This window comes from Wolbachia endosymbiont of Onchocerca gibsoni, from assembly GCF_029169405.1.
Taxonomy (GTDB): domain Bacteria; phylum Pseudomonadota; class Alphaproteobacteria; order Rickettsiales; family Anaplasmataceae; genus Wolbachia.
This window is the reverse complement of the sequence record NZ_JABUMP010000001.1, coordinates 126,140-150,420: the sequence shown is the minus strand read 5'-3', so window position 1 is coordinate 150,420 and position 24,281 is coordinate 126,140. Positions and strand designations below refer to the sequence as shown.

General features: G+C 32.5%; 17 protein-coding genes. 6 read left to right on the top strand and 11 right to left on the bottom strand.

Annotation, left to right across the window (positions count from 1 at the left end; genetic code table 11):
- Positions 1–26: 26 nt before the first annotated feature.
- On the top strand, positions 27–1,013 hold the full coding sequence (gap, locus tag HSX44_RS00555) for a type I glyceraldehyde-3-phosphate dehydrogenase (protein ID WP_275601847.1): 987 nt from the start codon (positions 27–29) through the stop codon (positions 1,011–1,013).
- Positions 1,010–1,777 (top strand): twin-arginine translocase subunit TatC, encoded by a 768-nt coding sequence (tatC, locus tag HSX44_RS00550; protein ID WP_275601846.1) that lies wholly within the window; start codon positions 1,010–1,012, stop codon positions 1,775–1,777. Before gap ends, tatC begins: the two co-directional genes overlap by 4 nt.
- Positions 1,778–1,923: 146 nt before the next feature.
- On the opposite strand, the gene HSX44_RS00545 is transcribed toward tatC, so the two are convergent.
- The 8 genes from HSX44_RS00545 to HSX44_RS00510 all read right to left on the bottom strand — a co-directional run bounded on the left by HSX44_RS00545 (position 1,924) and on the right by HSX44_RS00510 (position 13,113).
- A complete protein-coding gene (locus tag HSX44_RS00545) occupies positions 1,924–4,977 on the bottom strand; it encodes a YhdP family protein (protein WP_275601845.1) in 3,054 nt (1,017 codons plus the stop codon).
- Positions 4,970–5,407, bottom strand: a complete 438-nt coding sequence (gene rnhA, locus HSX44_RS00540) for a ribonuclease HI (protein WP_275601844.1) — start codon at positions 5,405–5,407, stop codon at positions 4,970–4,972. The genes HSX44_RS00545 and rnhA overlap by 8 nt, the downstream gene beginning before the upstream one ends.
- Before the next feature lie 190 nt (positions 5,408–5,597).
- Complete coding sequence (locus HSX44_RS00535; RefSeq protein WP_275601843.1) at positions 5,598–6,485, bottom strand: heme o synthase; 888 nt, start codon at positions 6,483–6,485, stop codon at positions 5,598–5,600.
- Between the two features lies 1 nt (position 6,486).
- Complete coding sequence (gene ctaD, locus HSX44_RS00530) at positions 6,487–8,037, bottom strand: cytochrome c oxidase subunit I (protein ID WP_275601842.1); 1,551 nt, start codon at positions 8,035–8,037, stop codon at positions 6,487–6,489.
- Positions 8,038–8,052: 15 nt separating this feature from the next.
- Entirely contained in the window at positions 8,053–8,817 is a 765-nt protein-coding gene (gene coxB / locus HSX44_RS00525) for a cytochrome c oxidase subunit II (RefSeq protein ID WP_275601841.1), read from the bottom strand.
- Between the two features lie 388 nt (positions 8,818–9,205).
- Entirely contained in the window at positions 9,206–10,318 is a 1,113-nt protein-coding gene (gene mnmA / locus HSX44_RS00520; RefSeq protein WP_275601840.1) for a tRNA 2-thiouridine(34) synthase MnmA, read from the bottom strand.
- A 269-nt stretch (positions 10,319–10,587) separates the two neighbouring features.
- Positions 10,588–11,664 carry a rod shape-determining protein gene (locus tag HSX44_RS00515; protein WP_275601839.1) on the bottom strand — a complete coding sequence of 359 codons (1,077 nt, stop codon included), beginning with the start codon at positions 11,662–11,664 and terminating at the stop codon, positions 10,588–10,590.
- 21 nt (positions 11,665–11,685) lie between these two features.
- A complete protein-coding gene (locus HSX44_RS00510) occupies positions 11,686–13,113 on the bottom strand; it encodes a gluzincin family metallopeptidase (RefSeq protein WP_275601838.1) in 1,428 nt (475 codons plus the stop codon).
- Positions 13,114–13,388: 275 nt separating this feature from the next.
- On the opposite strand from HSX44_RS00510, the gene HSX44_RS00505 reads away from it, so the two are divergent.
- From HSX44_RS00505 to ftsH, 3 genes are all read left to right on the top strand, one after another.
- Positions 13,389–13,868, top strand: coding sequence for an OmpA family protein (locus HSX44_RS00505; protein ID WP_275601837.1), 480 nt, complete (start codon positions 13,389–13,391; stop codon positions 13,866–13,868).
- Between the two features lie 219 nt (positions 13,869–14,087).
- Entirely contained in the window at positions 14,088–15,383 is a 1,296-nt protein-coding gene (tilS, locus tag HSX44_RS00500) for a tRNA lysidine(34) synthetase TilS (RefSeq protein ID WP_275602396.1), read from the top strand.
- Positions 15,384–15,395: 12 nt separating this feature from the next.
- Positions 15,396–17,228: an ATP-dependent zinc metalloprotease FtsH gene (gene ftsH, locus HSX44_RS00495; RefSeq protein ID WP_275601836.1), complete on the top strand. Its 1,833-nt coding sequence runs from the start codon at positions 15,396–15,398 to the stop codon at positions 17,226–17,228.
- A 554-nt stretch (positions 17,229–17,782) separates the two neighbouring features.
- Here the strand turns inward: ftsH and HSX44_RS00490 are convergent.
- From HSX44_RS00490 to HSX44_RS00480, 3 genes are all read right to left on the bottom strand, one after another.
- Positions 17,783–18,406, bottom strand: coding sequence for an SURF1 family protein (locus HSX44_RS00490; RefSeq protein WP_275601835.1), 624 nt, complete (start codon positions 18,404–18,406; stop codon positions 17,783–17,785).
- 361 nt (positions 18,407–18,767) lie between these two features.
- Positions 18,768–19,265, bottom strand: a complete 498-nt coding sequence (locus tag HSX44_RS00485) for an RDD family protein (protein WP_275602395.1) — start codon at positions 19,263–19,265, stop codon at positions 18,768–18,770.
- A 2-nt stretch (positions 19,266–19,267) separates the two neighbouring features.
- Complete coding sequence (locus HSX44_RS00480) at positions 19,268–19,906, bottom strand: HAD family hydrolase (protein WP_275601834.1); 639 nt, start codon at positions 19,904–19,906, stop codon at positions 19,268–19,270.
- Between the two features lie 1,356 nt (positions 19,907–21,262).
- Here HSX44_RS00480 and htpG point away from each other — a divergent pair.
- Positions 21,263–23,164: a molecular chaperone HtpG gene (gene htpG, locus HSX44_RS00475; RefSeq protein ID WP_275602394.1), complete on the top strand. Its 1,902-nt coding sequence runs from the start codon at positions 21,263–21,265 to the stop codon at positions 23,162–23,164.
- Positions 23,165–24,281 lie beyond the last annotated feature (1,117 nt).

Genomic DNA, 24,281 nt, shown 5'->3' with positions numbered 1-24,281 from the left:
CTATAATTAAATTTTTTAGATAAAAAATGACAATTTATATAGGAATTAATGGCCTTGGTAGAATAGGAAAAAACGTATTACGTGCTATTTTCGAAATAGAAAAGTACAGTGAACAAATAGAAGTTGTAGCTGTAAATGGGTCACTCAGTGCTAAGCAACATGCACATTCGATTAAATATGACTCTATTCATGGTAAATTCAACGGTAACGTTGGTTTTAGTGACTCTGAAAACTGGATTTCTATAAACGGCAGAAAGTTTTCTTTATATAGAGAACGAAGCCCTGAAAATATTCCTTGGAATGTTGACGTAGTACTTGAATGCACAGGTGCATTCAATAAGCGCGTAGAAGCAATAAGGCATAACGCAGAAAGAATAGTTGTCTCTGCTCCAGTTTCAGATGCTGATGTAACTATAGTTCATGGTGTGAACAACAATATGCTAAAAAAAGAGCATAAGGTAATATCAGCAGGTTCTTGCACTACAAATTGTTTAGCTCCGATTGTGCAGGTTTTACACTCTAATCTAGGCATAAGAAGCGGTTTTATGACTACTGTACATGCCTATACAAACGATCAGAACATTCTTGATGGCAATCATAATGATCCACGGAGAGCAAGAGCTTGTGGATTATCTATAGTGCCAACTACAACTGGAGCAGCAAAAACAATTAGTTATATCATTCCTGAATTAAAGGGAAAACTAGATGGCACTGCTATCAGAGTTCCGGTCAGCAATGTTTCTATGGTTGATTTTAAATTTACAACTGACAAAAAAGTAACAGCTAAGGAAATAAATAGAATGTTTAGGAATTCAGCAAATTATGTACTTTCCATATGCGAGGAACCTTTAGTTTCAATAGACTTTGTACACAACCCTTACAGTGCAATTGTAGACTTAGCTGGTACATATGTCACAGGTGACATATGTAGAGTTGCAGCGTGGTACGATAACGAATGGGCATTCTCACTGAGGATGTTAGATATAGTGTTATTATGCTACAATGGAGTATGAATAATAAAAACCAAAATAAATATACTTCATTTTATGAGCATTTTGCAGAGCTTAGAAGAAAGGTCATTTTTTGTTTTCTGTTTTTTCTTGTTGTTTTTGGTTTTTGTTACTATTTTAAAGAAAACATATACTATTTTTTGCTCACGCCTTTAATAGAAGCTACAAAAGGAAGCAATGGCTTTTCTCTAATCTATACAGACTTGACAGAGGCATTTTTTGTATACCTTAAAGTTGCTATAATGAGTGCGCTTTTATTTTCCTTCCCTATATTTGCATGGAAATTTTATATGTTTTTAGCACCTGGCTTATACAAAAGCGAAAGGGCAGTGTTGTTACCGTATTTAATTGCAACACCGGTCTTGTTTATAACGGGAGCCGCTGTAGTTTATTACTATATATTTCCTTTAGCTTGGAGGTTTTTTATTACTTTTGAACATAGTGGCAAACCTTTCGGTATACCAATAGAGTTTATGCCATCAGTTAGTGAATATTTAGACCTTGTTCTCCAATTCATGTTCGCATTTGGCACTGCATTTCAAATCCCAGTCATACTCACATTAATGGTTAGGGTTGGATTACTTACCGCGCAAAGCTTATCAAATAAGCGCAGAATTGCAATAGTGGTAATTTTTATTATTGCTGCAGTTCTAACTCCACCTGATGTATTAAGCCAAGTAGGGCTCGCAGTACCAATGTTGATTCTGTACGAGCTATCCATTATAGGGTGTAGGTATATTGAAAAGAAGACAAAGAGTAATACTTAATGGAAAACAAAAAATAGAGCTTAAATACTTCTTTTTATAGCGTATGTGAGTACTCAAGTAGAGTATATAGTCTATTCTATTATCTGTATTTTAATAACAGAATAACATTTTTAAATTAAGTTTTTCCCTTTTTTAGTCTCATAACCCTAGAAGGTGAATTTCCTTTTTAGACTGCCTTTTATGCCTCTGGTGATAGCCTCGTTAGTTTTTGTCATAGCACGATCAAACACTTCCAACAATCTCTTAAATAGGCTTGGAGTTAACGAAAAGATAGGGTTAACAGATACGTTACTATTTTTATCATCACCACTTGCTTTATAGTCTATTGAAATAATTCCTCTACTTTTTCCACCAGTAAGAAGTTTTCCAATTATAGGAATTTTTAATAGGGATTTATTAATTGAGTACGCTGGTATTACTTGTCCTTCAACCTGAAACTTATGATCTTTAATATCGAATTTACCACTGGTGCTAATGCCTAATTCTGCTCCTTCAAGCCAGGACTCTTCAATCTCAATAGTACCATCTTTGTATGAAAAAGGTACGTTACACCTATCGAAATATACACCTTCATTCTTTATGACGTTCACAATACCAGGTAATGAAGACATCGACAACAAAGTAGTAAGTAGTGGAGCATCTTTGACGTAGAAATTACTAATGGATAACATACCATAATGGTCTCCACTCTTTCTCTGAGGAGATAGATAAAAAGATAATTTGCCATTTTTAATTGATTTACTAATGCCTAAAGAACGCAAAAGTATGCCTGAATTATCCGTATATATTTCAAGACCTATTCCACTATACTCCGCTAGGATATTACTATTATCTTTCAAAAACTGTCCTGTAAATCGACTTCCACTGCAATCACCTTTAGTACAAGTTAAATTCAGCTTAACATTTTTAATAATGATATCTTCTTTCATAACTACGTTATCAATATCCATACCAACTTCTATGTCACTGCTTAATCCATTACTATCTTTGCCAAGCAAATCCAAGATATCACCCAAGTTCATTTTCTCACCATAGATAGTTATGATATTTTTCCCTTTACCTAATTCAATCTCTACACTAAAGTTATTATTTGGTAATTTGAAGTTGCTAGAGTTTAGATATAAATTCCCATTTTCTAATTTTCCGCTAAATTTTATATCTAAGCCACTTCCTATGACATCTAATTTATCTATTAGTAACTCACCTGCTCCTTTTAACCTTGTAGAAAATAAAATTTTATTGTGATCCTCAAAATGATTTTTTCGCCCTAAGTAGCTTAAATGCGATTCAAGCTCTGATAAATCCACGTTACCATTAATATACCCAGTCTTATCTTGATTTATCACTGACTCTATGTTTGTATTGACATAGCCACCACCAAAATTAAGTATTTTAGCAGGTAAATCTCCAGTTAAATTCCAGGTAAAACTTCTATTTTTGTTGCTACTTTTTAGATCAAATACTAGCTGTGTATTATTTACCATACCATTTCCACGTAAATTAATGAAATCTTTACCAAAATCAAGCTTAACATCATACTTACCAAGACTTACATCACAGATAACTAAATTGTCAATTTTAGAATAGAAGTTGGCTGAAAAGTCTGCTTTTTTGTCATCAGCGTTCAAATTAAAAACACGGAAATTGAATACAGATTTTGCCTTTCCATCTATCTTATCCTTTGTAACTTTAATAATATCATCTAGCTTGAATTTGATATGCTCATATAACCCATAAGCATCACTCACAGCTTTGCCATTAATAACAAGAACTGAATCTTCTTTATTGAGAGAATCCATTTCAACGTAACCATCATCAATAGTAAAATTCTGAAACTTAGCACTATTTACAGTAATTTTAAGATTGTTATTTCTGAGAGCTAAGTCACCGTTTAATTCCTTTACTTGTTTAGAGCCTTCATCAAATTTTATACTACCGTTCTCTATATCAGCAACAACCACAACATCTGATAGATTATTATTAATTAAGTTATTGACTTTGCCGTTAAAACTTATAACTGTATTCACAATATACCCATCAATATTACGACAATACCATTTTTTAAATTTACTATTTACTATACCATCTGGTACATAGGTACATAAATCCCTTGCAGCAAATTTACTGATATTAACCCTAAGCAGAGCATTACTTGTACTAAAGTTCATCTTACCCATTAAAGATATATATATATCATATAAATTAAAATGGAAATTCTTCACATTAATGATTCCATTAGCATATGTTAAATTTATATTTACGTTAGCTATGGATAAGTCTTCATTTAAACGGTTTCCTGTATCCAATATATATACATTTCCGTCTACAACTTCATCCTTTCCGTTGATCTTCATTGAAAAGTTTCCTTTGAAGCCTATGTCTTTGCCCAAACTGTAATTTTTAACTAATGTAAGAAACTTATTTAATAATTCCAATTTCAAGTCATAGAATGTCCCACTCACATTTAATAAACCATTGCGATTTTTTATCACAATAGATAAATCATCCAAAACCCCTCTTTTATCTTTTGTATGGACATAGATATCCAAAACATCAAAATCCTTTCCCTTCCCTACATACATTTTATTAATAAAAAATTCATTTTTTATATCTTTACTGATGGCAATATTAGTAATTTCAATCTTTGAATCTGCACTTAAGTTAAAAAATAACTTCCTCATCACTTTCAAAGAATTTTGAAAATTAAAATCAACCTCTTTGAAGCCAGCTTTTTTCTTATTATTAGCAGTCCAGTCTGTTGTCATCCAAGCAACTGGTACTGAGATCCATTCTTTTTTTTCTTGGATTCTAGAGTTACGCGTTGGAATGACAGTGATAGGCCAAATATCTACATATACTTTATCAGCCAAAACCTGAGAAAATTGTATATTAGTCTTAAGCAAGGAGCTTAACTTAAAATGTATAGAAAAGTTGGAAATTTTTATAGCAAAATTAGGATTTGCTACTTTAAAATCCGTAATAACTAGACATGGATCTTTGCTGCCTTTCTGCCATATAAGTGAAATATTCCCCATATTAATATTTGCATTNNNAGCAAACGTTCTTAATATCTTCTTTTTTATATAAAAATTAATATAATTAGCATTGATTTCTAAAGGATCTCTACTTTTAAACAAAATAAAAAAGCAAAATACAAATAACAAAACTATAGAAAATAATATAGTGATTTTCTTAAGCATCGATTATTGCTTTTCTTGCTAAATTATCAGCCTCCTCGTTGTGCTTGTTACAACTATGCGCTTTAACCCATTTCCAATTAATCTCGTGTTGTGAGGCAGCATTATCTAACTCTTTCCATAATTCTACGTTCTTTACTGACTTTTTATTACTTGTCTTCCAACCGTTTGTTTTCCACTTATTTATCCATTCTGTTATACCACGTTTAACATAAAGGCTATCTGTATACAAATTGATATTACAAGGAAATTTCAATGCCCTCAGTCCATTGATCACAGCTGTTAATTCCATTTTATTATTTGTAGTATTTTTCTCTCTACCATAAATATCCTTTCTATGTCCTTTAAATAATACTATTACTGCCCATCCTCCTGTTCCTGGATTACCAGAACATGCTCCATCTGTATATATTGTTACTTCCTTCTTATTCATTTTTAACTATATAAACTAATAAAGTATATAGCTGCTTCTATGAAAGCACAATTTTAATGAAACTTACAGGACAAGGTAATTTAAGCTGTACCTTTAAATTTTATTATAGAAACAAAAAAAAGCACAACAATGAGCACTACCAGGAGAGAAAGTAAAAAGTAGTTTTTGTGTTTCTGCTGTTCCTTCATAGCTAAAACCAATCAACGGAACAAAAAATAATACTAGCAAACAGAGAAAATAGGTAAGAAATTGAATAAGAAAACATTTTTCTCTGTGAGCTATGACTTTTAAATCTAATAATAGATATAGCATACCAAATAAAAACACAACCCTCAAGAATTGCTATAGTTAGGTAAAGTAAAACCTTTTTCAAAAATAGTGATGGAAGTAAGCTGGTTAACACTAGCAATATACTATAGATCAATATACGTTTTCTTGTTTTCTCTGAGCCGTAAACAATATTAAACATTGGGATTGACACTTTCACATATTCCTCAGACTTATTCAGAGATAGAGCCCAAAAATGTGGTGGAGTCCACATGAAAATTATCAAAAATAATATAAAACTTTCCCAACTTACAGAGTTAGTCACGGCTGCCCAACCAATCATTGGAGGGAAAGCACCTGATACACCACCGACAACGATATTTTGTGGAGTGCGTCTTTTAAGCCAAATCGTATATATAAAAACGTAAAACAATATACCAATTGCAAGCAAAGCAGCAGAAATATAATTCACTGCTATTGCCATAATAAATACTGACAATACTCCAAGAATTATACCAAATTCAAGAGCACTCTCCGCAGAGACTCTACCTGAAGGTATAGGACGATCTTGTGTCCTTTTCATAAGCAGATCTATATCCCTATCATACCACATATTTATGGCACCTGCAGATCCTGAGCCAAGAGCAATACATATAATAGATATCAGCGCAAGAAAAGGATGTATATTACCTGGTGCAGCAACCATTCCAGCAACTGCAGTAAATACTACAAGGTATATTATCTTTGGCTTCAGCAAGAGCCAAAAATCCAGTATTGTTGATTCAACATTTAACAAAGCACTTGTATGCATCCTATTTTATTACTGGCGGTTTTTCAAAAGTGTGAAAAGGTGGCGGTGAAGATACTGTCCACTCTAAGGTATCACCTCCCCAAGGGTTATTCTCAACTTTTTTACCCCATTTGAATAGATGTATAACTATAAACACAAAAAGTATAACTGAAATAAAGGACATATATGAACCAACTGAGGATACATAATTCCAAAGAATAAATGCATCAGGGTAATCAGGTATACGTCTTGGCATACCAGCTAACCCTAAGAAATGCTGAGGCAAAAATGTGATATTAGTACTAATAAAAGTAAACCAAAAGTGTATTTTTCCTAGGCATTCATTATACTGCTTACCAGACATTTTGCCTATCCAATAATAAAAGCCAGCAAAGGCTCCAAACAATACAGCTATCGACATAACATAATGGAAGTGAGCAACAATATAATATGTGTCGTGTAATAATCTATCCACTCCACCTTGAGATGAAATTACCCCAGTTACACCACCGATAACAAACATGAAAATGAAACCTAGTGCAAACAGCATAGGAGTTTTAAACTCAACTGCTCCGCCCCACATAGTTGCAATCCAGCTAAAGACTTTGACACCAGTTATAACACCAATGAAAATTGTGCCAGTACTAAAAAATATAATAGCATCTTCACTAAGTCCAACAGTGAACATATGGTGAGCCCAGACTATAAAGCCAAATGTTGCTATACCTATCATAGCATAAACCATCCCCATATAACCAAACACTGGTCTACGAGAAAAAGTTGACACAACTTGACTTATGATGCCAAATGCAGGAAAAATAATGATATAAACTTCTGGATGACCAAAAAACCAAAATAGATGTTGAAATAATACAGGATCACCACCACCAGCAGGATCAAAAAAGGAAGTGCCAATATTACGATCAGCAAGTAGCATAGTTATAGCACCAGCAAGTACAGGTAAAGCAACAATTAACATAAACGACGTCAATAAAATAGACCAAACAAATAGTGGCATCTTGGTTAATGACATGCCTTTTGCACGCATATTGAATATAGTGACTATAAAGTTAATTGCTCCAACAATTGAGGAGATACCAGCGACATGAAGTGCAAATATAGCAAGGTCAACCCCTGCACCTGGGTGGAACATGATTTGCGACAAAGGTGGGTATAAAGTCCATCCTGTTCCAGGGCCTTCACCAGCAAACACCGAAAGAATAAGTAGAACAAAAGATGACACTAATAACCAAAAGCTTAAATTATTCATACGAGGAAATGCCATATCTGGTGAACCAATCATAAGAGGTACAAACCAATTACCAAATCCTCCCATCAGAGCTGGCATTATCATAAAAAATACCATTATTACTGCATGTCCTGTAACTATTACGTTATATAACTGGTAGTTACTATTTAATATATTAATATGCATTAGCTGAGTACGAATAGCTATTGACAACAATCCACCAACGATTCCAGCTAATATGGAAAAAACAATGTATAATGTGCCTATATCTTTATGATTAGTAGAAAATAACCACCGTCTTATACCCTTTGATATATCACTCATACCTATACTCCAAACCTAACTTACTAATTTTTTACTTTCAATCCACTCATTAAAATCTTCCTTACTCACTGCCTTAACAACAATTGGCATAAAACCATGACCTTGACCGCACAACTCATAACATTGACCATAGTAAACACCAGGTTTTTTGATATTGAACCACGCCTCATTTAGTCTACCTGGTATTGCATCAATTTTTACACCGAAAGCTGGTACTCCCCAGCTATGTATTACATCCCCTGCAGTAACCTGTAAACGAATATTAGTACTAATAGGCAAAACAACATTATTATCAACAGAAAACAATCTCAAATCTTCTTCGGTAAAATCATCTGTTCCCTTAATGTAGCTATCAAATGATATACCTTGATGTTCTGGATACTGATAGCTCCAATACCACTGGTGGCCAATAACTTTTAGTGTCATATCAGACTTTGGTATCTTTTCTTGCAGTTTAACTAATTGAGCATTTTTAAAAGCCAATACACCAACAATAATCGTTGGTATAACAAACCAGATAATTTCTAAAATGATGTTATGATTCGTTCGACTTATATTTGTTATTTTGCTTTTGCGAAAGCGAAATATTACATAAACAAGCAGCGCCCATACAAAAAGCATTATTCCAACCATTATACTCATTACAAACGAATGCGACTTAACTACAGTCTCCATTATCTCAGTTGCAGGTGTAGGAAACCCAAATTGCCAAGAAGTAGGAACAGAAGCAATTGATATATTCGAGTAAAATGTTACCAATAATGCAAATAACTTTACCATACTTGGTTACCATAAAACTAGCTATAATAATAGTGTATATAAACCTACTATGCAAACATAGATTTATTTTAAGTAAAATATCATAATGATATTTAAAGCTGAGTATTTACTTTTTAAAGTAATAGGCTAATAATTTAGGGAATGAAAAAAGCAGGAACCCCTGAAAAATTAAATTATGAATTTTCAAACATAATTTAAAAGAAAACAGGAAAAAATGAATATTCAACCCTCGTATAAGTAAAAGTCAATGTTAAAACAGCAGAAAAGCTAAAGGCTACGATGAGAGTAGAAAAGTAAAAGGTAAGAAAAAAGGCATAGTAGACCTTAGATACACAAGGAATTTTACTCAATTTTACTAGTTTGTGCACCTCTAGCACCATAAAATCTTTTAGATAAGGGAGCATATCCATCCACCACCGATAACTTGTTCATTTTTATATACTACACAAGCTTGACCTGGACTAATACCAAAGTAATCATTGTTTAAAATGACACAAGCTTTATTCTGTTCTTCAATTGGATATATCGCTGCTAAACTTCCCGCATGTGATGATCTAAGTTTCACAGTTACTTTCATACCCTTCCTTGGCTGTTCTAACCAATTTAACTCCTTAATCAATACTTTTCTTTGTATTAGTGCTTCGACCGGGCCCACTACAACTTCATTACTTTCCGTATTAATTTTTATCACATAAAGAGGTTCATTGTATGAAACACCCAAGCCTTTTCTTTGACCAACTGTGAAATTTACTATACCATTATGGTCCCCTAGTACTTTCCCATTTACATCCATAATCTTGCCTTTTTGCATAGATTGTGGAGCTAGCTTAGCTATAGTTTTGCTATAGCTTTTGGAAACGAAGCATATATCTTGACTATCTGGCTNTTCAGAAATTCGTAAACCAAAATACTTCGCTAATTTTCTTACATCACATTTATAGAACCCACCAAGAGGAAATCTCAAAAGCTTCAGTTGCTCTTCTGTCGTAGCAAACAGAAAATAACTTTGGTCTTTACTTTTATCAATGCTTTTATATAACATTATTTTGCCATCTTTTTCTATTCTTCTCACATAATGTCCTGTAACTAACACATCTGCACCAAGATTTTTTGTAACCCGTAATAGATCACGAAATTTCACTGTTTGATTACACTTTACACATGGTATAGGAGTTTCTCCACGCATATAGGTATTTACAAAATCTTCTATTACTTCTTCTCTAAATGTTTCTTCGTAGTTTAAAACATAATGAGGAAAGCCAGTGCTCTCAGCTACACTTTTTGCATCATAAATATCTTGTCCAGTACAGCAAGCACCTTTTCTTACATTACCATCACCACCATATAGACGAAGAGTTATACCTATCACTTGGTATCCAAGATGATGTAGCAACACTGCAACAACAGAGCTATCAACTCCACCAGACATTGCAATCACAGCTTTAATTTGCTGTGGAACTTTACCTCTTAACAAAGGCTCAATCTTAAATTCCTTTAGCACAGCTACCTAAATTTACTAAATATAGCTAACATAGATCAAATTTTCCTATATTGCCTAGTTCTCAGCACAGACTTTACTAACAAGCAATAAGCAAAACTACAAGTTTTATGCTTATTGAATTATAAGTAAATCTAGACATTTTAGCTATAGATATAATATAGAACAATATGAAAATTGAAAAAATTAGTGCAATTTATATATAGCTTTACAACGAGAAATATTTCCTGAGAACCTTAAAATTAAAAAATGCCGACAACCAATATCAAATATCAATCTTGTTTAAACAAAACATGACTGAAATAATCCATGTTTTCGAGTACTTTACCGCTACCTAGGGCAACACAGCAAAGCGGATCATCTGCAACACGTACTGGCAGTTTCGTTATTTGACTAATAACTTTACCTAAATTGCGTAACAACCCGCCACCACCAGATAAAACTATCCCCTTATCAACTATATCAGAAGAAAGCTCAGGAGGAGTACTCTCTAATGCTGTCCTAATGGCAGAGATTATTTGATGTACAGACTCTGTTAAACTTTCTGCAACCTGATATTCTGATAAAAGCACCTCTTTTGGCATACCGCTCACTAAATCTCTGCCTTTTACCATCATTCCTTCTTTATTATTTTCACTTGGTAAACTAGCTGAACCTACGCTTTTCTTAATTTTTTCAGCTGTTGTTTCACCAATCAACAACTTATGATTTTCACGAACGTATGACTTTATTGCTTCATCCATAATATCACCACCCACTCTGGCAGAACGCGAATAAACAATCCCGCCTAAAGAAATAATTGCAACTTCAGTTGTACCACCCCCTATGTCAACAACCATAGAACCTTCAGGCTCGGTAACTGGAAGACCAGCTCCAATTGCTGCAGCCATTGGCTCTTCAATTAAAAACACTTCATTTGCACCTGCACTCTCTGCTGTATCCTGTATAGCACGCCTTTCAACTGGAGTGGATCCAGATGGAACACATATTATAATGTCAGGCCTATTAACAGTAAGTTTTGTATTTGCACTACGTATGAAATACTTTAGCATTTCTTCTGCACTTCTAAAGTCAGCAATGACGCCATCTTTTAATGGCCTGATTGCCTCTATTTCCCCTGGAGTTTTTCCTAACATCATCTTAGCCTTCTTACCAAAGGCGTAAGGAACATAACTTCCCTTTTCCTTTATTCTTGCTACAACTGAAGGCTCATCAATTACTATCCCTTGATTTTTCTGATAAACTACAGTATTTGCAGTACCAAGATCTATAGCAATATCGCTAGCAAATAACCCTTTGAAAGTGAAAAGACTACAAAACTCCCTGGTCAATTTCTGAAAAAGTTTCATATAAAATTCAAAAAACCATTATTATTGAGGTAAATTATACTTTTCAGACAAGTAGCTAATACAACATTCAACATCTAACCACTTACCTGTTACTTTTTTTAGTAGATCTGAAGAACTATATTTTGTACTATACATATTTTTAGATAACCACTTAATGAGTAAACTAAAATCCCCCTTTATTATAGCACCTAGAATTTCATAATGATTTTTTTTAATAAAAGAAAAAATCTGTGCAGCAGCAATTAAAGCCATAACTTTAATAGGGAAATATCCCATAATTCCACTTGCCCAACATTCATCTTGAAAATAAGTATCTAGTTCATTTTCAGCTTCTACCGGAATTTTATAGTGCTTCATGCCTTCTAACCATGCATCATGCAGATCTTCTACCTCTAACGTACCATTTATCATATTCTGTTCTAATTTAGTTCTTAGCATAATGTGAGCTAACAGACTAAATTCATCTGCATTTTTTAAAGAGGAAGAAAGATTTATTTTATTGAAAATCAAATATAAATTCTCAATGCTACTGGCTTTTGCATTAATCTTACCTCTTATAGCAAATTTTTCTTTTATGTATGGTTGAATAAACTCAATAAATTCTCTAGATGTTCCAATCATTCTCTCCATAAATAACCCTTGAGNTTCATATATAACATGCTTGGCAATAAAGTTATTTACAGAATTTTGTGCTAAACACTTTTGATAAATTTCATAACCGCTATGTCGTAAAAGTAAAAACAAACCGCAACAAAAATCAGACTCGTTATAATCTATAGGACCATAATAAGAGGTATGGCATAATGTACCACCCATTTGCTGTAAACATAATGAGCCAAGTTCAATTTGCTTCCGAGCAGCAACTTTATGTATATTAATAATTTTATCTCTCTTCTGCTTTTCAATTATTTTGTCTACATTTTTGCTAAAAAACTTGCCTACTTTAGGAAATATTTCCCTTATATTCCTCTCTGTAATATCAAAGTCATAGTCAGCAAGTAATGAATCATATTTCAAACACTTTAACTGCTGCGACTTTATAGAAGCTACTTCACGAATGAGTCTAATTAAATCAGCAAAACATTTTTTTAATTTCCCTAAGTTACCAGTTTCATATTTAGATAGCCTCCATAAACTCTGGCACTCAACTTTAGCCTTAGATAAGGACCTTACTAAATCAATGGAGATAGCACCGCTATTTTTATGCATTCTTTCTACTAACTTCAGTTGCCAATTGTTAGCACTCTTTTCACTATCAAAAGCACCTGCTTTTATTAATAACTCTTTTATTATGCCGTGAGAAATAATTTCATGTCTAATTTCTTCTAGGAGACCCATTTGTTCAATTTTATCTTCTACATTCAATTGACTTTGACTTAGCACTTTTAGTGTATTCTCGATATTCCCTACCCTATACAATACTTCCTTTAAGAACTTACAATATTTCATATTTGTTCATTTTTTAGAAAAAATCTGTTTAACATCGTAATAGATTAACAATAAAGTTAAAAGCATATTTACTCAAAGTACAACAAAAAATCGCGTATACCATGCCTTTACTAGATTCTTCTATCAAATCCAGCATCTTCTTATTAGAGAATTACTGCAAGATTATAGAAAAGTATTTGTGTTTTATTTTTCTTGACTATATTACAATATAGAGAGATCATCAATTAGTAAAATTTAAAGCCATGTATTATTTAAAAATTTATGGAGGTTCAGCAATGTGGAATAGATTGGTTATGATATGTTCTTTTTGTTTGCTGCTTACTGGTGCAAGCTCTTGCAGTAAGAAAGAAGTAACTGCAATAAACAGAATAAATTTTGTTACTAAACAGATGAGTGAAAAAAGAGTTTTCTTTGATTACGATAAATCTAATATTATTGAAGCAGGCGCAGATGTGCTGCTTGATGTAATAGAAGTATTACAAAATAATCCTGATATAAAGGTTACTGTAATTGGTCATACTGATAATCGTGGTTCCTATGAATACAATATTGCATTAGGTGAAAGAAGGGCAAACGCAGCTAAAAAATTCATGGTTAGCTGTGCACCTTACTTAGAAGATAGAATAAAAACTGCCTCTAAAGGTGAAGCTGAGCCTTTAGTTTATGTACAAGATAACTCTAAGAATTCTAAGTATGAAAAACAGCACGCTAAGAATCGTAGGGTAGAATTTTTATTTTCTGAAGCAAAGAAATAGTTTTCTTGCCTTAAAAGCTAATCCCAGTATTGAGGAGAGACTGGGATTACAATAGAGCAAGATAAACTCAGTAGTTCTAAAAAAGGAGTATTAAAGGTTATAAGAGAAGGAAGAATTACACAAAGGAACATATTAGCATGGGGTTAGAATCCAGTAAATCTTATTTACTGCACAATTGACTTAATAAAATAAATCATGCAAGAAATACAAATGAAATTAGTGGAATTAGAGTCATTATTTCAAAATGTAATTAAAAGTTTTATTACCGATGATAACAAAATTGCAGTTGCAGTATCAGGTGGTGTTGACAGTGTAAGTTTGTTACATTTAATGGTTAGTTGGACAAAAAAAAGACAATATTCACTCCCTGTAGCATTAACAGTAAACCATGGGTTACGTTCAGGTTCTAAGGAAGAAGCAGAGTTTGTTCTAAATTACACAAAAAAACTTGGAGTAAAGGATTCATTTATATTGAAATGGGAAAATCAAAGCGTCAAAGGTAACATCCAGTTACAAGCACGAAAAGCACGATACAAGCTGCTAACAGAATGGTGTAAAAATCACGGTATTAAATACCTTCTTATTGCTCACCACAAAGATGATCAAGCAGAAACATTCTTACTCAGACTTGAACGCGGTAGCGGTATAGACGGATTATCATCCATGGATTGGAAATCTTCTTTTAATGGCATTCACATATTGAGACCACTTTTAAATTTTAGCCGTAGTGAAGTAGAGAGATACGCAAACCTCCATCAGTTAAAATGGATTGAAGATAAAAGTAATCAGAATTCGACATACAGGCGTATATTATATCGTAACTTGCTTAAAGCAAGTGATAACCAGAAGATTTTAACAAAGCGAATATGTCTCACTGCTTTTCATATAAAAAGAGCTGTAAAAGCGCTGGTTTATTATACTCGCCTTGCTTTTAATGACTGTGTTAATATTCACAATCTCGGGTATATTGAAATCAGACTAAGTGAATTTTATAAATTGCCAGAGGAAATAGCTCTAAGACTTCTTCTTTACTCCATAATGGCACTCAGTAACAAACATTATAAACCAAGATACAACAGTCTTATAGCAATATTTAATAAAATATTGCAAAAAGACACTGACGTTCATTGTATGCTTTCCGAATGTAAAATAAAGAAATATAGAGAAAACATATTGATAATCAGAGAATCATCAAGGATACAAGAATTATCTGTAAGTCTGCCATTAAATGGCTCCATTAAATGGGATAACAGATTTAGCTGCACGATACTTAAAAATCAGGAGTGTTCAGTAACCATCACCCCACTAAAGAAAACACAAAAGATTCCTAAATTTTTAAAGAATTATAATTGCTGCTTTGAAGTTTTTTATTCCTTACCCGTGATACAAAAAGATGGAAAGATAATTGCTTATCCCTATATAAATTATGATGAAGAAAATGTTAATAACGGTAAGATTCAATTCATTGTTAATAGTATAATAAAACAAAATCTGGTAAGCTTAATTGATATCTAGTTAAAAACAATAATGAAAAAGTTTCTAGAAGGCTTATTGATTTGGTTAGTAATAGTTGTACTTGTCTCGGTTGCCTATATTCAATTCAGTGGAAATATAAGTAAAAATAAAATAACTATACCTTTTTCAGAATTTTTAATCAGACTGGAAGACAATGATATAGAAAATGTTATCATAAAAAACCAGAGCATTGAAGGTAAGTTCAAAGATGGATTAAGCTTTAATTCAAGTAGTATTATATACAGTGATCTAATAAAAAGCTTGCATGATAGAAAAGTGAAATTCTCCTTTTCAACTGGAGATTCTGCAATGAGTATCATTGGCGGATTACTCATTCAATGGATTCCAACATTTATCTTTATCGGGTTACTACTCTTTCTTTTAAAACAAACACAAGCAGGAGGTAACAGGACCATAAGCTTTGGCAAATCAAAAGCTAGGCTTATGACTAGCGGGAAAAAAGTGACATTTGACGATGTTGCTGGAATTGATGAAGCAAAAGAAGAGCTAGTAGAAATTGTTGATTTCCTTAAACAAAGGCAAAAATTTCAGGTATTAGGCGGAAAAATACCAAAAGGTTGCCTTTTAATTGGTTCCCCTGGAACCGGTAAAACTTTACTCGCTCGTGCAATTGCAGGTGAAGCTAATGTACCATTCTTTAGTATTTCTGGATCTGACTTTGTTGAGATGTTTGTTGGCGTCGGCGCAAGCCGTGTCCGTGACATGTTTGATCAAGGAAAAAAAAATGCTCCTTGTATAATCTTTATAGATGAAATAGATGCAGTAGGCAGACATCGTGGTATCGGCCTTGGCGGTGGCAATGATGAAAGAGAACAAACATTAAATCAGCTGTTAGTTGAAATGGATGGTTTTGAATCCAACGAAGGTGTGATAATAGTTGCTGCAACTAATCGTCCTGACGTTTTAGACCCAGCATTACTTAGACCTGGTCGTTTTGACCGGCAGATTACTATTTCTTTACCTGATATAAATGGGCGTGAAAAAATATTAAATACTCATATAAAAAAGATATCAACAGCACCAGATGTAAATGTAAAAACAGTTGCAAGGGGAACACCTGGTTTTTCAGGAGCTGATTTGGCAAATTTAGTGAACGAATCTGCGCTTATTGCTGCAAGAAGAAATAAGAAAATTGTTACCATGGATGATTTTGAATATGCACGTGATAAAGTAATGATGGGCGTGGAGAGGCGATCCTTAGTTATGACAGAAGAGGAGAGAAAGCTTACTGCGTACCACGAAGCTGGTCATGTAATAATTGCCGTTAACATGGCTGCTTCTGATCCGATACACAAAGCAACTATTATTCCAAGAGGTAGAGCCTTAGGTTTGGTTATGAGACTACCAGAAACAGACAGAGTATCTCATACAAGAGAAAAGATGATAGCAGATATTACAGTTGCTATGGGTGGAAGAGTCGCAGAAGAGTTGGTCTTTGGCTATGATAAAGTCACAAGCGGTGCATCTTCAGATATAAAACAAGCATCTGATTTGTCACGTGCTATGGTAACAAAATGGGGAATGAGTGATAAAATAGGACCCATATATCACAACCGTGAACAAAATAATGTATATGGTTCCGATATAATTTCCGAAGATACCCTGAAGCTTATAGATGAAGAAGTAAAAAGAATTGTATCTTTATGTTATGAAAAGGCAAAAGATATCTTAACCAAATACCATAAAGACCTGGAACTTATTGCTGAAAACATGCTAGAGTTTGAGACTTTAACTGGAGATCAAATCAAAGATATACTAAATGGAAAAAAGATCGTTAAAAGCGAAAACGGAAGCAAGGAAAAAATAAGAAAATCTTCTCTATAAGAAAAGCAATAGTACTAATAAACTTAGTTTTACCTAATACAGATAAAATATTGAAGTTCTCAAATTTTAGTTGAATAATAGTAAAGTTTTTTAATAAATTTAGATATTTATTGATCATTCCTACCATAAATGTTATAATAAATTGCTTTTTTTCACAATTACATGAACATTTCAATTTAAAAACAGGCAAATAATAAACTACTTTACTTGACAAACTTTGCCAACTCTCTCCTATAATAGAGTTATTTAGCTATTTTTAATTCTCGTGTAGACCAAACGACAAAAGTAATATTATATAGTCAGGCATCTTATGTTCAATTTTTGCACTATGCGTACCTCATGTATCTTCAAAAAATTTTTAAGTTTTTACACCTACATAAATTAAAAATGAGCTTATAAGTCATTCAAAGACAGTAGAAAACACTCTGTTCTGCAGGATTAGAAAGTAAACAACTATCTATATACTATGTTAGGCTTTTTTGCCTTTTCCAATAGTTAGATAATACCCACTTATCCATAAATTACCTGTAAATCGCAATACATGTACACATGTATCAATTACTCAGATGACATTTACTTTGTCCATAATAAACTATACATATAATCAACCAAACCAAGAAAAGTATAAACCAAGTTACTGCATATTCTAAATGTTTTATTGGCTGTATTATTAATTTATCGCCAAAACCTTTTTGCCATAGCATACACTTCTCTAGCTTAATGCCAAGTTCATTGGAGATTTCTTCCGTATTTAAGGTAAACCAAATGTTCAAAGCAGTATCATTTTTGATTAACCAACTTTTGCTTTTACTGCTATCACAATATAAAACCCCACTTACAGTTACTTTTTCGATTTTTGTTTTTTCCTTCTTTCTTTCATTGATCATCCCTTTATTCACTAACATATAATGTCCAGTAGTAAGCAACATAGGAGATAGCACGTGATAGCTGCGTTGCCCTGCAAAAACATATAGATCTATATCACTTAAAACTCCATCAATCTCAATATGTCTATAGTTAAACTTTGTAAGATTTTCACTGAACAATAGATGAACAACTGGAAGATTCATATTTTTGATAATGTTACTTTTCCAGTACAACCTAAATAATTGCCATAACCCTAATGAAAAAAAAAGTAAACATGGTATAGTTAAAGTAAATACTATTTTTTTAAACATTTTAAACTTATATCTTTAGGTAGTTCTCAACTATAAGCTCAATAAGGTTAATCTGCTCTTCAATTCAATGCAAGTATTCTTCCCCCATTTTTCAATAGTTCTTCTAGTAAGATTAAGTTAATAAAATCCTTTTTGTCAGCTAATTTATATACTCAAATTCTTCGCTAAGCTTACTTTACATCTTTTCTACAAGTTTATTAATTCCATTCTCCTTGAAAATTGTAATGTAAAAAATACTGACTTCACTAATCTACAAAACTCAATTCACTGGTTAGTAATTTACTCATCAAACACTTTACTACTTCTTTTAATTTATTTTACTGATATTATTTATATAATAATAGAAAGAGGTCATACCAATTCATTTAATATTTCCTTTCACAACAATTGTACCAAATAGCATATCATGACATGTCTGCTTCTTCTTAGAGAAGCAAGCTATAAAATACCAGCAAAAAGTAAGCAGTATTATAATTACTTCCAGTAAGTTTAAGGCGTTTACTAACGCTTCCTGATCTTGAAAAAGATCGATGAGAATAATTATTATGTTGTTCAATAGAGGAAGAAAAAACTGAGAGACACTTTTATCAAATGCTAAACTCAAATCTATTTTAGAACCATCTAAACTAATGGTATGTATGTTCATTAACTGCTGACCAGGAGTTGCTTGAGTTGCTGAAGATATAAAATATGTAAAGTAACTGCAATTCATACATATATACAGTAAATATAGAATTAACGGAAAATCCTTTAGTAAAAGGACAATCAATAAGGTTGGAACTAGCAAAATTACTACATCTAATAAATACGCGCAAAAGCGCCTTTGTATACTGGCAATCTCTATAACAGAGTTCATCATCATCATCTATCTTTTAAATACTTTATTATGAAGTCTGTAAGTTTATCAAAATGTTGAAAACACAACAAATCTTCGTAGCCACTTATTGATTGGCCATATATAATTGGTGAACAATTGGCGTTTTGTGCACACAAAATATCTGTGATGCTATCACCAACAAAAAATACATTTTCTCTACTTATAGGCAAAATACTCTCCTCCAATGCAAATAGCAATGGGATTGCAGATGGTTTATCCTCCGCAGTATCACATGAACCCACTACTCTTTCAAAGTAAGAGTCTAATTTTAAATAGGCAACTTCTTTACGTAAATTAATATTCTTCTTATTACTAACTATTGCTAGATAAATATTGTGGCTTTTCAACTTCTGAAGCATTTCCCCTACTCCCTGGTTCAGGGTAATATTTTGCAATAGTACATTGTTTAAGTATCTTTGACATATCTGATTTGCTTTTTCCCACTGGTTATCAAACAAATTGACCATATATTTCCTTATCAATTCATGAAAATTTCTATCAGCGCCTTTATTACTACACTCCATTGAGTCTAAGTTATGCTTAACGACACTAGAAATATTGTCTTGGGTATCAACTAAGGTATTATCCCAGTCGAACACTACTGCTAATGAGCTGTTTTTCATTTCTACATTGTTACGCACTTTAGGTTAACAAGTAAATAACATTTTGATAAAAAAATATAAATGGAACGCTTTTGATGAGCCTAAGAAATACTATTTATTGGATGAACTAATACACTGGGTCTTATACTCTCTATTAAGAAAATAAAGCACGGCTAAAGTTAAAGAATACATCTCAAAAAGATATTGAAACAAAATTTAAGACACGCTTTTTAGTATTTTCAGAAGATGCTTTATTAAAAAATAAGGTTAATTACCTTACAAAAGGAACAAGAACTCTATACTGCTATAAATAAGAAAAGCAGATTTAGTAGCAATGATAAGTTATCGTAAGAAATCAGGTAAACAACACAAACTACTAAAGCTTCTACACAAACAGACACGCAACAACTCGAATGTTGAAGGATTGCGAATATGATCCAGAGTTTCAAGAAGTAGCCAGTAATCTTAAAAACTGCTGTAGAAGATAAACAATTTAGGCAAAGTGAACAAAAAAAGATTTCTGAAACTTCTATGCAAACTGATAAAAAACCTATTAAAGCATGATGTTAGTTTTTCATTAGACAGGTAAGAATCTCAAAAAAGAGAAATTTAATAATAAGTAAGAGAGCTTGAGAGCAACAAAATGAAAAGAATAAAATCGCATTACAAGAAAATCAAAAAGAAGAAGGGCTTTTTGATGAGATGAAAAAGATGCGAAGAATACTAACAACATGAAAGAAGCAGCTAAAAAAGTACATTAAATAATGAAATGCAACAAACAAACATAGATCAGAGTTTTTTTCACAAAAACAAATAGAAAAAGTTTAATTTAGAATCAGAAAAAGCTTTTAATTACCAGGATAAAGCTTTTAATCTTAGTAAGATATGCAATAATCATAAGAACAAAGCAAAATTTGTAGTACAAGATACAACTTCTCCAAATGTTACTAATGCAATTAACTTAAATATTAATGGCGAAAAATACGATGTCCAACTTAATAAGCTTTTTTAATTATACAATTATAAAGTCTCAGCTTGAAAATTAGCGTAGAGAATGAGCATCAATAGAATAAGACAATTCAACTTTAATAAAGTTTTTAGCCAAAACTAAAGCATAAGGAAAGTCTAAAGCAGGTAACTTTTAAGAACCAATATAACACTTTATCGACACTCCTTAAAAGGAAGAAAGTAAATAACACAGGTTGTGAAAAATAATTAGCTTTTAACAGTCTTAAAAAATATTTGATTACACAACTATGATATCTAATTTATCTAGTATTATATATAGTGGCTACATTAATTTTGGTGCGTGTGACCTTGAAAGATCATGGTATAATACTTAGATCATTAAGTAATAGACTAATAATGGAGTTCAAAGTGCATAATGTACAAGAAACTGAAAATTTAAAATTTGATGCTGAAATAGAAAAAGTACTAAATATAGTAATTCATTCACTCTATACTAATAAAGAAATTTTCCTACGTGAACTGATATCAAATGCATCAGACGCATGTGACAAACTACGCTATGAATCTCAACTAGATCCTAACTTACTAGATTCAAGTGATGAGTTAAAAATTATTATTAGTACTAATAAAGATAAGAATGAGTTATATATAGCTGATAACGGTATTGGAATGAACCGGCAGGATTTAATAGATAACCTTGGCACAATTGCTAGTTCTGGTACACAAAAATTTCTGGAGGCTATCAAAAATAGCAAAGATTCAAGTCAAACTGTAGAGCTAATTGGAAAATTTGGTGTAGGTTTTTATTCAAGTTTTATGGTTGCCTCAGAAGTGATAGTTGAATCTAGAAAAGCAGGAGAAGAGGAATCTTGGATCTGGAAATCTCAGGGAGATGGAAAATATTCGATCAGCAAATTGAATGATCAAATCACCCGCGGAACTAAAATTACTCTAATTATACGTCCTGAAGAGAACGAATTTTTGGACAAGTTTCGCATTGAAAACGTTGTTACTACTTACTCAGACCACATAAATTCCCCTGTTGAGTTTATAGATGAAGAAGGAAAAAGTGAAAGATTAAATAGCAAGTCCGCAATTTGGACTAAGCCGAAAAATGATGTTACTCAAGAGGAGCACAACGATCTCTTTCGTAGTGTTGCGCATGTTGGCGGTGAGCCTTGGATGATATTACATAACAAAAATGAAGGAGTAATAGAATACACAAATTTACTTTATATTCCCTCTATCAAACCTTTCGATTTATTCCACCCGGACAGACGTTGCTCTGTAAAGCTATATGTAAATAAAGTATTCATTACTGAAGATAATGTACAGATTATACCACAGTATTTACGGTTCCTGAAAGGAATCATTGACTCTCCAGATTTACCTCTTAACATTAGCAGAGAAACGCTACAGAATAACCGTGTTGTTGAGCAAATTAAAAAATCTCTCACTAAACGAGTGATATTTGAACTTGGTAAGAAGGCAAAAGAAAATTTAGAGGAATATACAAAATTTTGGACCAACTTTGGTGCGGTATTAAAAGAGGGTCTTTGTGAAGCTATGCCAACTGATGAGAGAGAAGCGCTGCTTTCAATTTGCAGATTCCACAGCACTAGTGACGATAATAAGCTAGTCAGCATTGACAACTATATAAGCAGAATGAAGCCTGAGCAAGAGTATCTTTACTACCTCACAGGAAACAGTTTGGATTCTGTGAAATACAGTCCACAACTCGAAGGGTTTGTCAGTAAAGGATTAGAGGTTCTTCTGTTTGTTGATCCAGTAGATGATTTCTGGACTAGTGTAGTTCATGAATATAAAGATCAAAAATTTAAGTCTGTAACTCGTGCTGACGTCGACCTAGATAAGTTTTCTCCGAGAAAAAAAGATGAAGAAAACAAATCAGATGAAAAAAAGAGTGAAGAGAATACAGATTCTATATTACAATATTTCACCAAAGTTCTTGGTAATTCAGTAAAAAGCGTAAAAATTTCTAAAAAACTAACTGATAGTCCTGTGTGCTTAGCGATTGATGAGGGTGCTATGGATCTTAGAATGGAGCGTTTTTTGCGCGAACAAAAACAATTAAATTATCGCACGCCAAAGGTCCTTGAAATCAACACTAAACATCCCGTAATAAAAAATATAATGAAATCTTATGCTGAAAACGGTGAAAACCAAACATTAGAAGACATGGTTCACTTATTATTCTACCAAGCTTGTATTGTGGAAGGTGAAGAAATGGACAATGCAAACCTATTTGCTAAGAAACTGAACAACTTACTCGACAAGATTCCTATTTAGGCACTATATACTAGCTACGTCATTTTAATAGAGAAAAATATGACGTAGGATTATTTACCTAGTTAGATCATGTCACAAAAAATCCCAAAAGGGAAAACAGCAACAAGAATAAAAGCAATTTCCAAGACTTAAGTATTGAAAAATTTAAGATTTTACGAAGAGCAAAAATCAAGAAACAATTGAGGCCGTCATTTCTGGGTTTTAATATTAAAGGAAAATAAAGAGCCTGAAATTTTAGATGATTAAAGCTAAGAAATATCAGTTACTCCCGAAAACAAACTTTAGAGATTTTTTAATGTAGTAACGATAACTGATGTAAATACTACTNNGCTATATCTATTTCTGAATTTTTACCTAAAGGTGAAAAAATGCATGTCAATTTTGTAATGCATTTTATGACTCGTTGCCTATCCTTGATAAAATACTAAACAAGTACACCAAAAAGAAAAAGTTTTAGAAACTAAAGATTTTAGAATTAATTGTACAGGCTATACACAGCATGGAAATCGCTCTTGATTACAACTTCTTATGTCTTTTTTTTATTTTTGATAGAGAGCTGATAATATGTTTATGTTGCAATTTCTGTTCCCCAATAGTTTTTAACTACCGTGGTGGTAAAATTTACAAAAAGCTTCTTAGAGAAAAGACTATATTCATTAGAGCAATTAACTTGTCAGACAAACAATAACGTTCTAATTATGGATTTTAAGTACGTAGGTAGGCTATTAAAAATAAGTAACTTCAACAATAAATTAACTATAGAATAAACTTCTGTATAGTAAAAGAACATTATCATAAAATAGATACTATCTATTAGTATAGTTGCAGTACCTCATTACACAACCGTTAGAACTCTAACTACATCTTTTACTATCTTTTCCTAAAAAGATAAAATCCAAAAGGACTATCGGCTACCAGCTAAAAAAATACTATGGACAACAGAAAAAATATTATAAATAATGAATAGGCTTCAATACAGAAGCCTATTAGCAATAATTACAAGGGGGCGAAATGTGTAAAAGCAAAAAGAAAAAAAATCATAGTAGCAAACCACCTAATGCTCAAGAGCAACAAGAAGTTCTTGAGACTCAAGTTACAGAAGAAATGGATGTTCCTC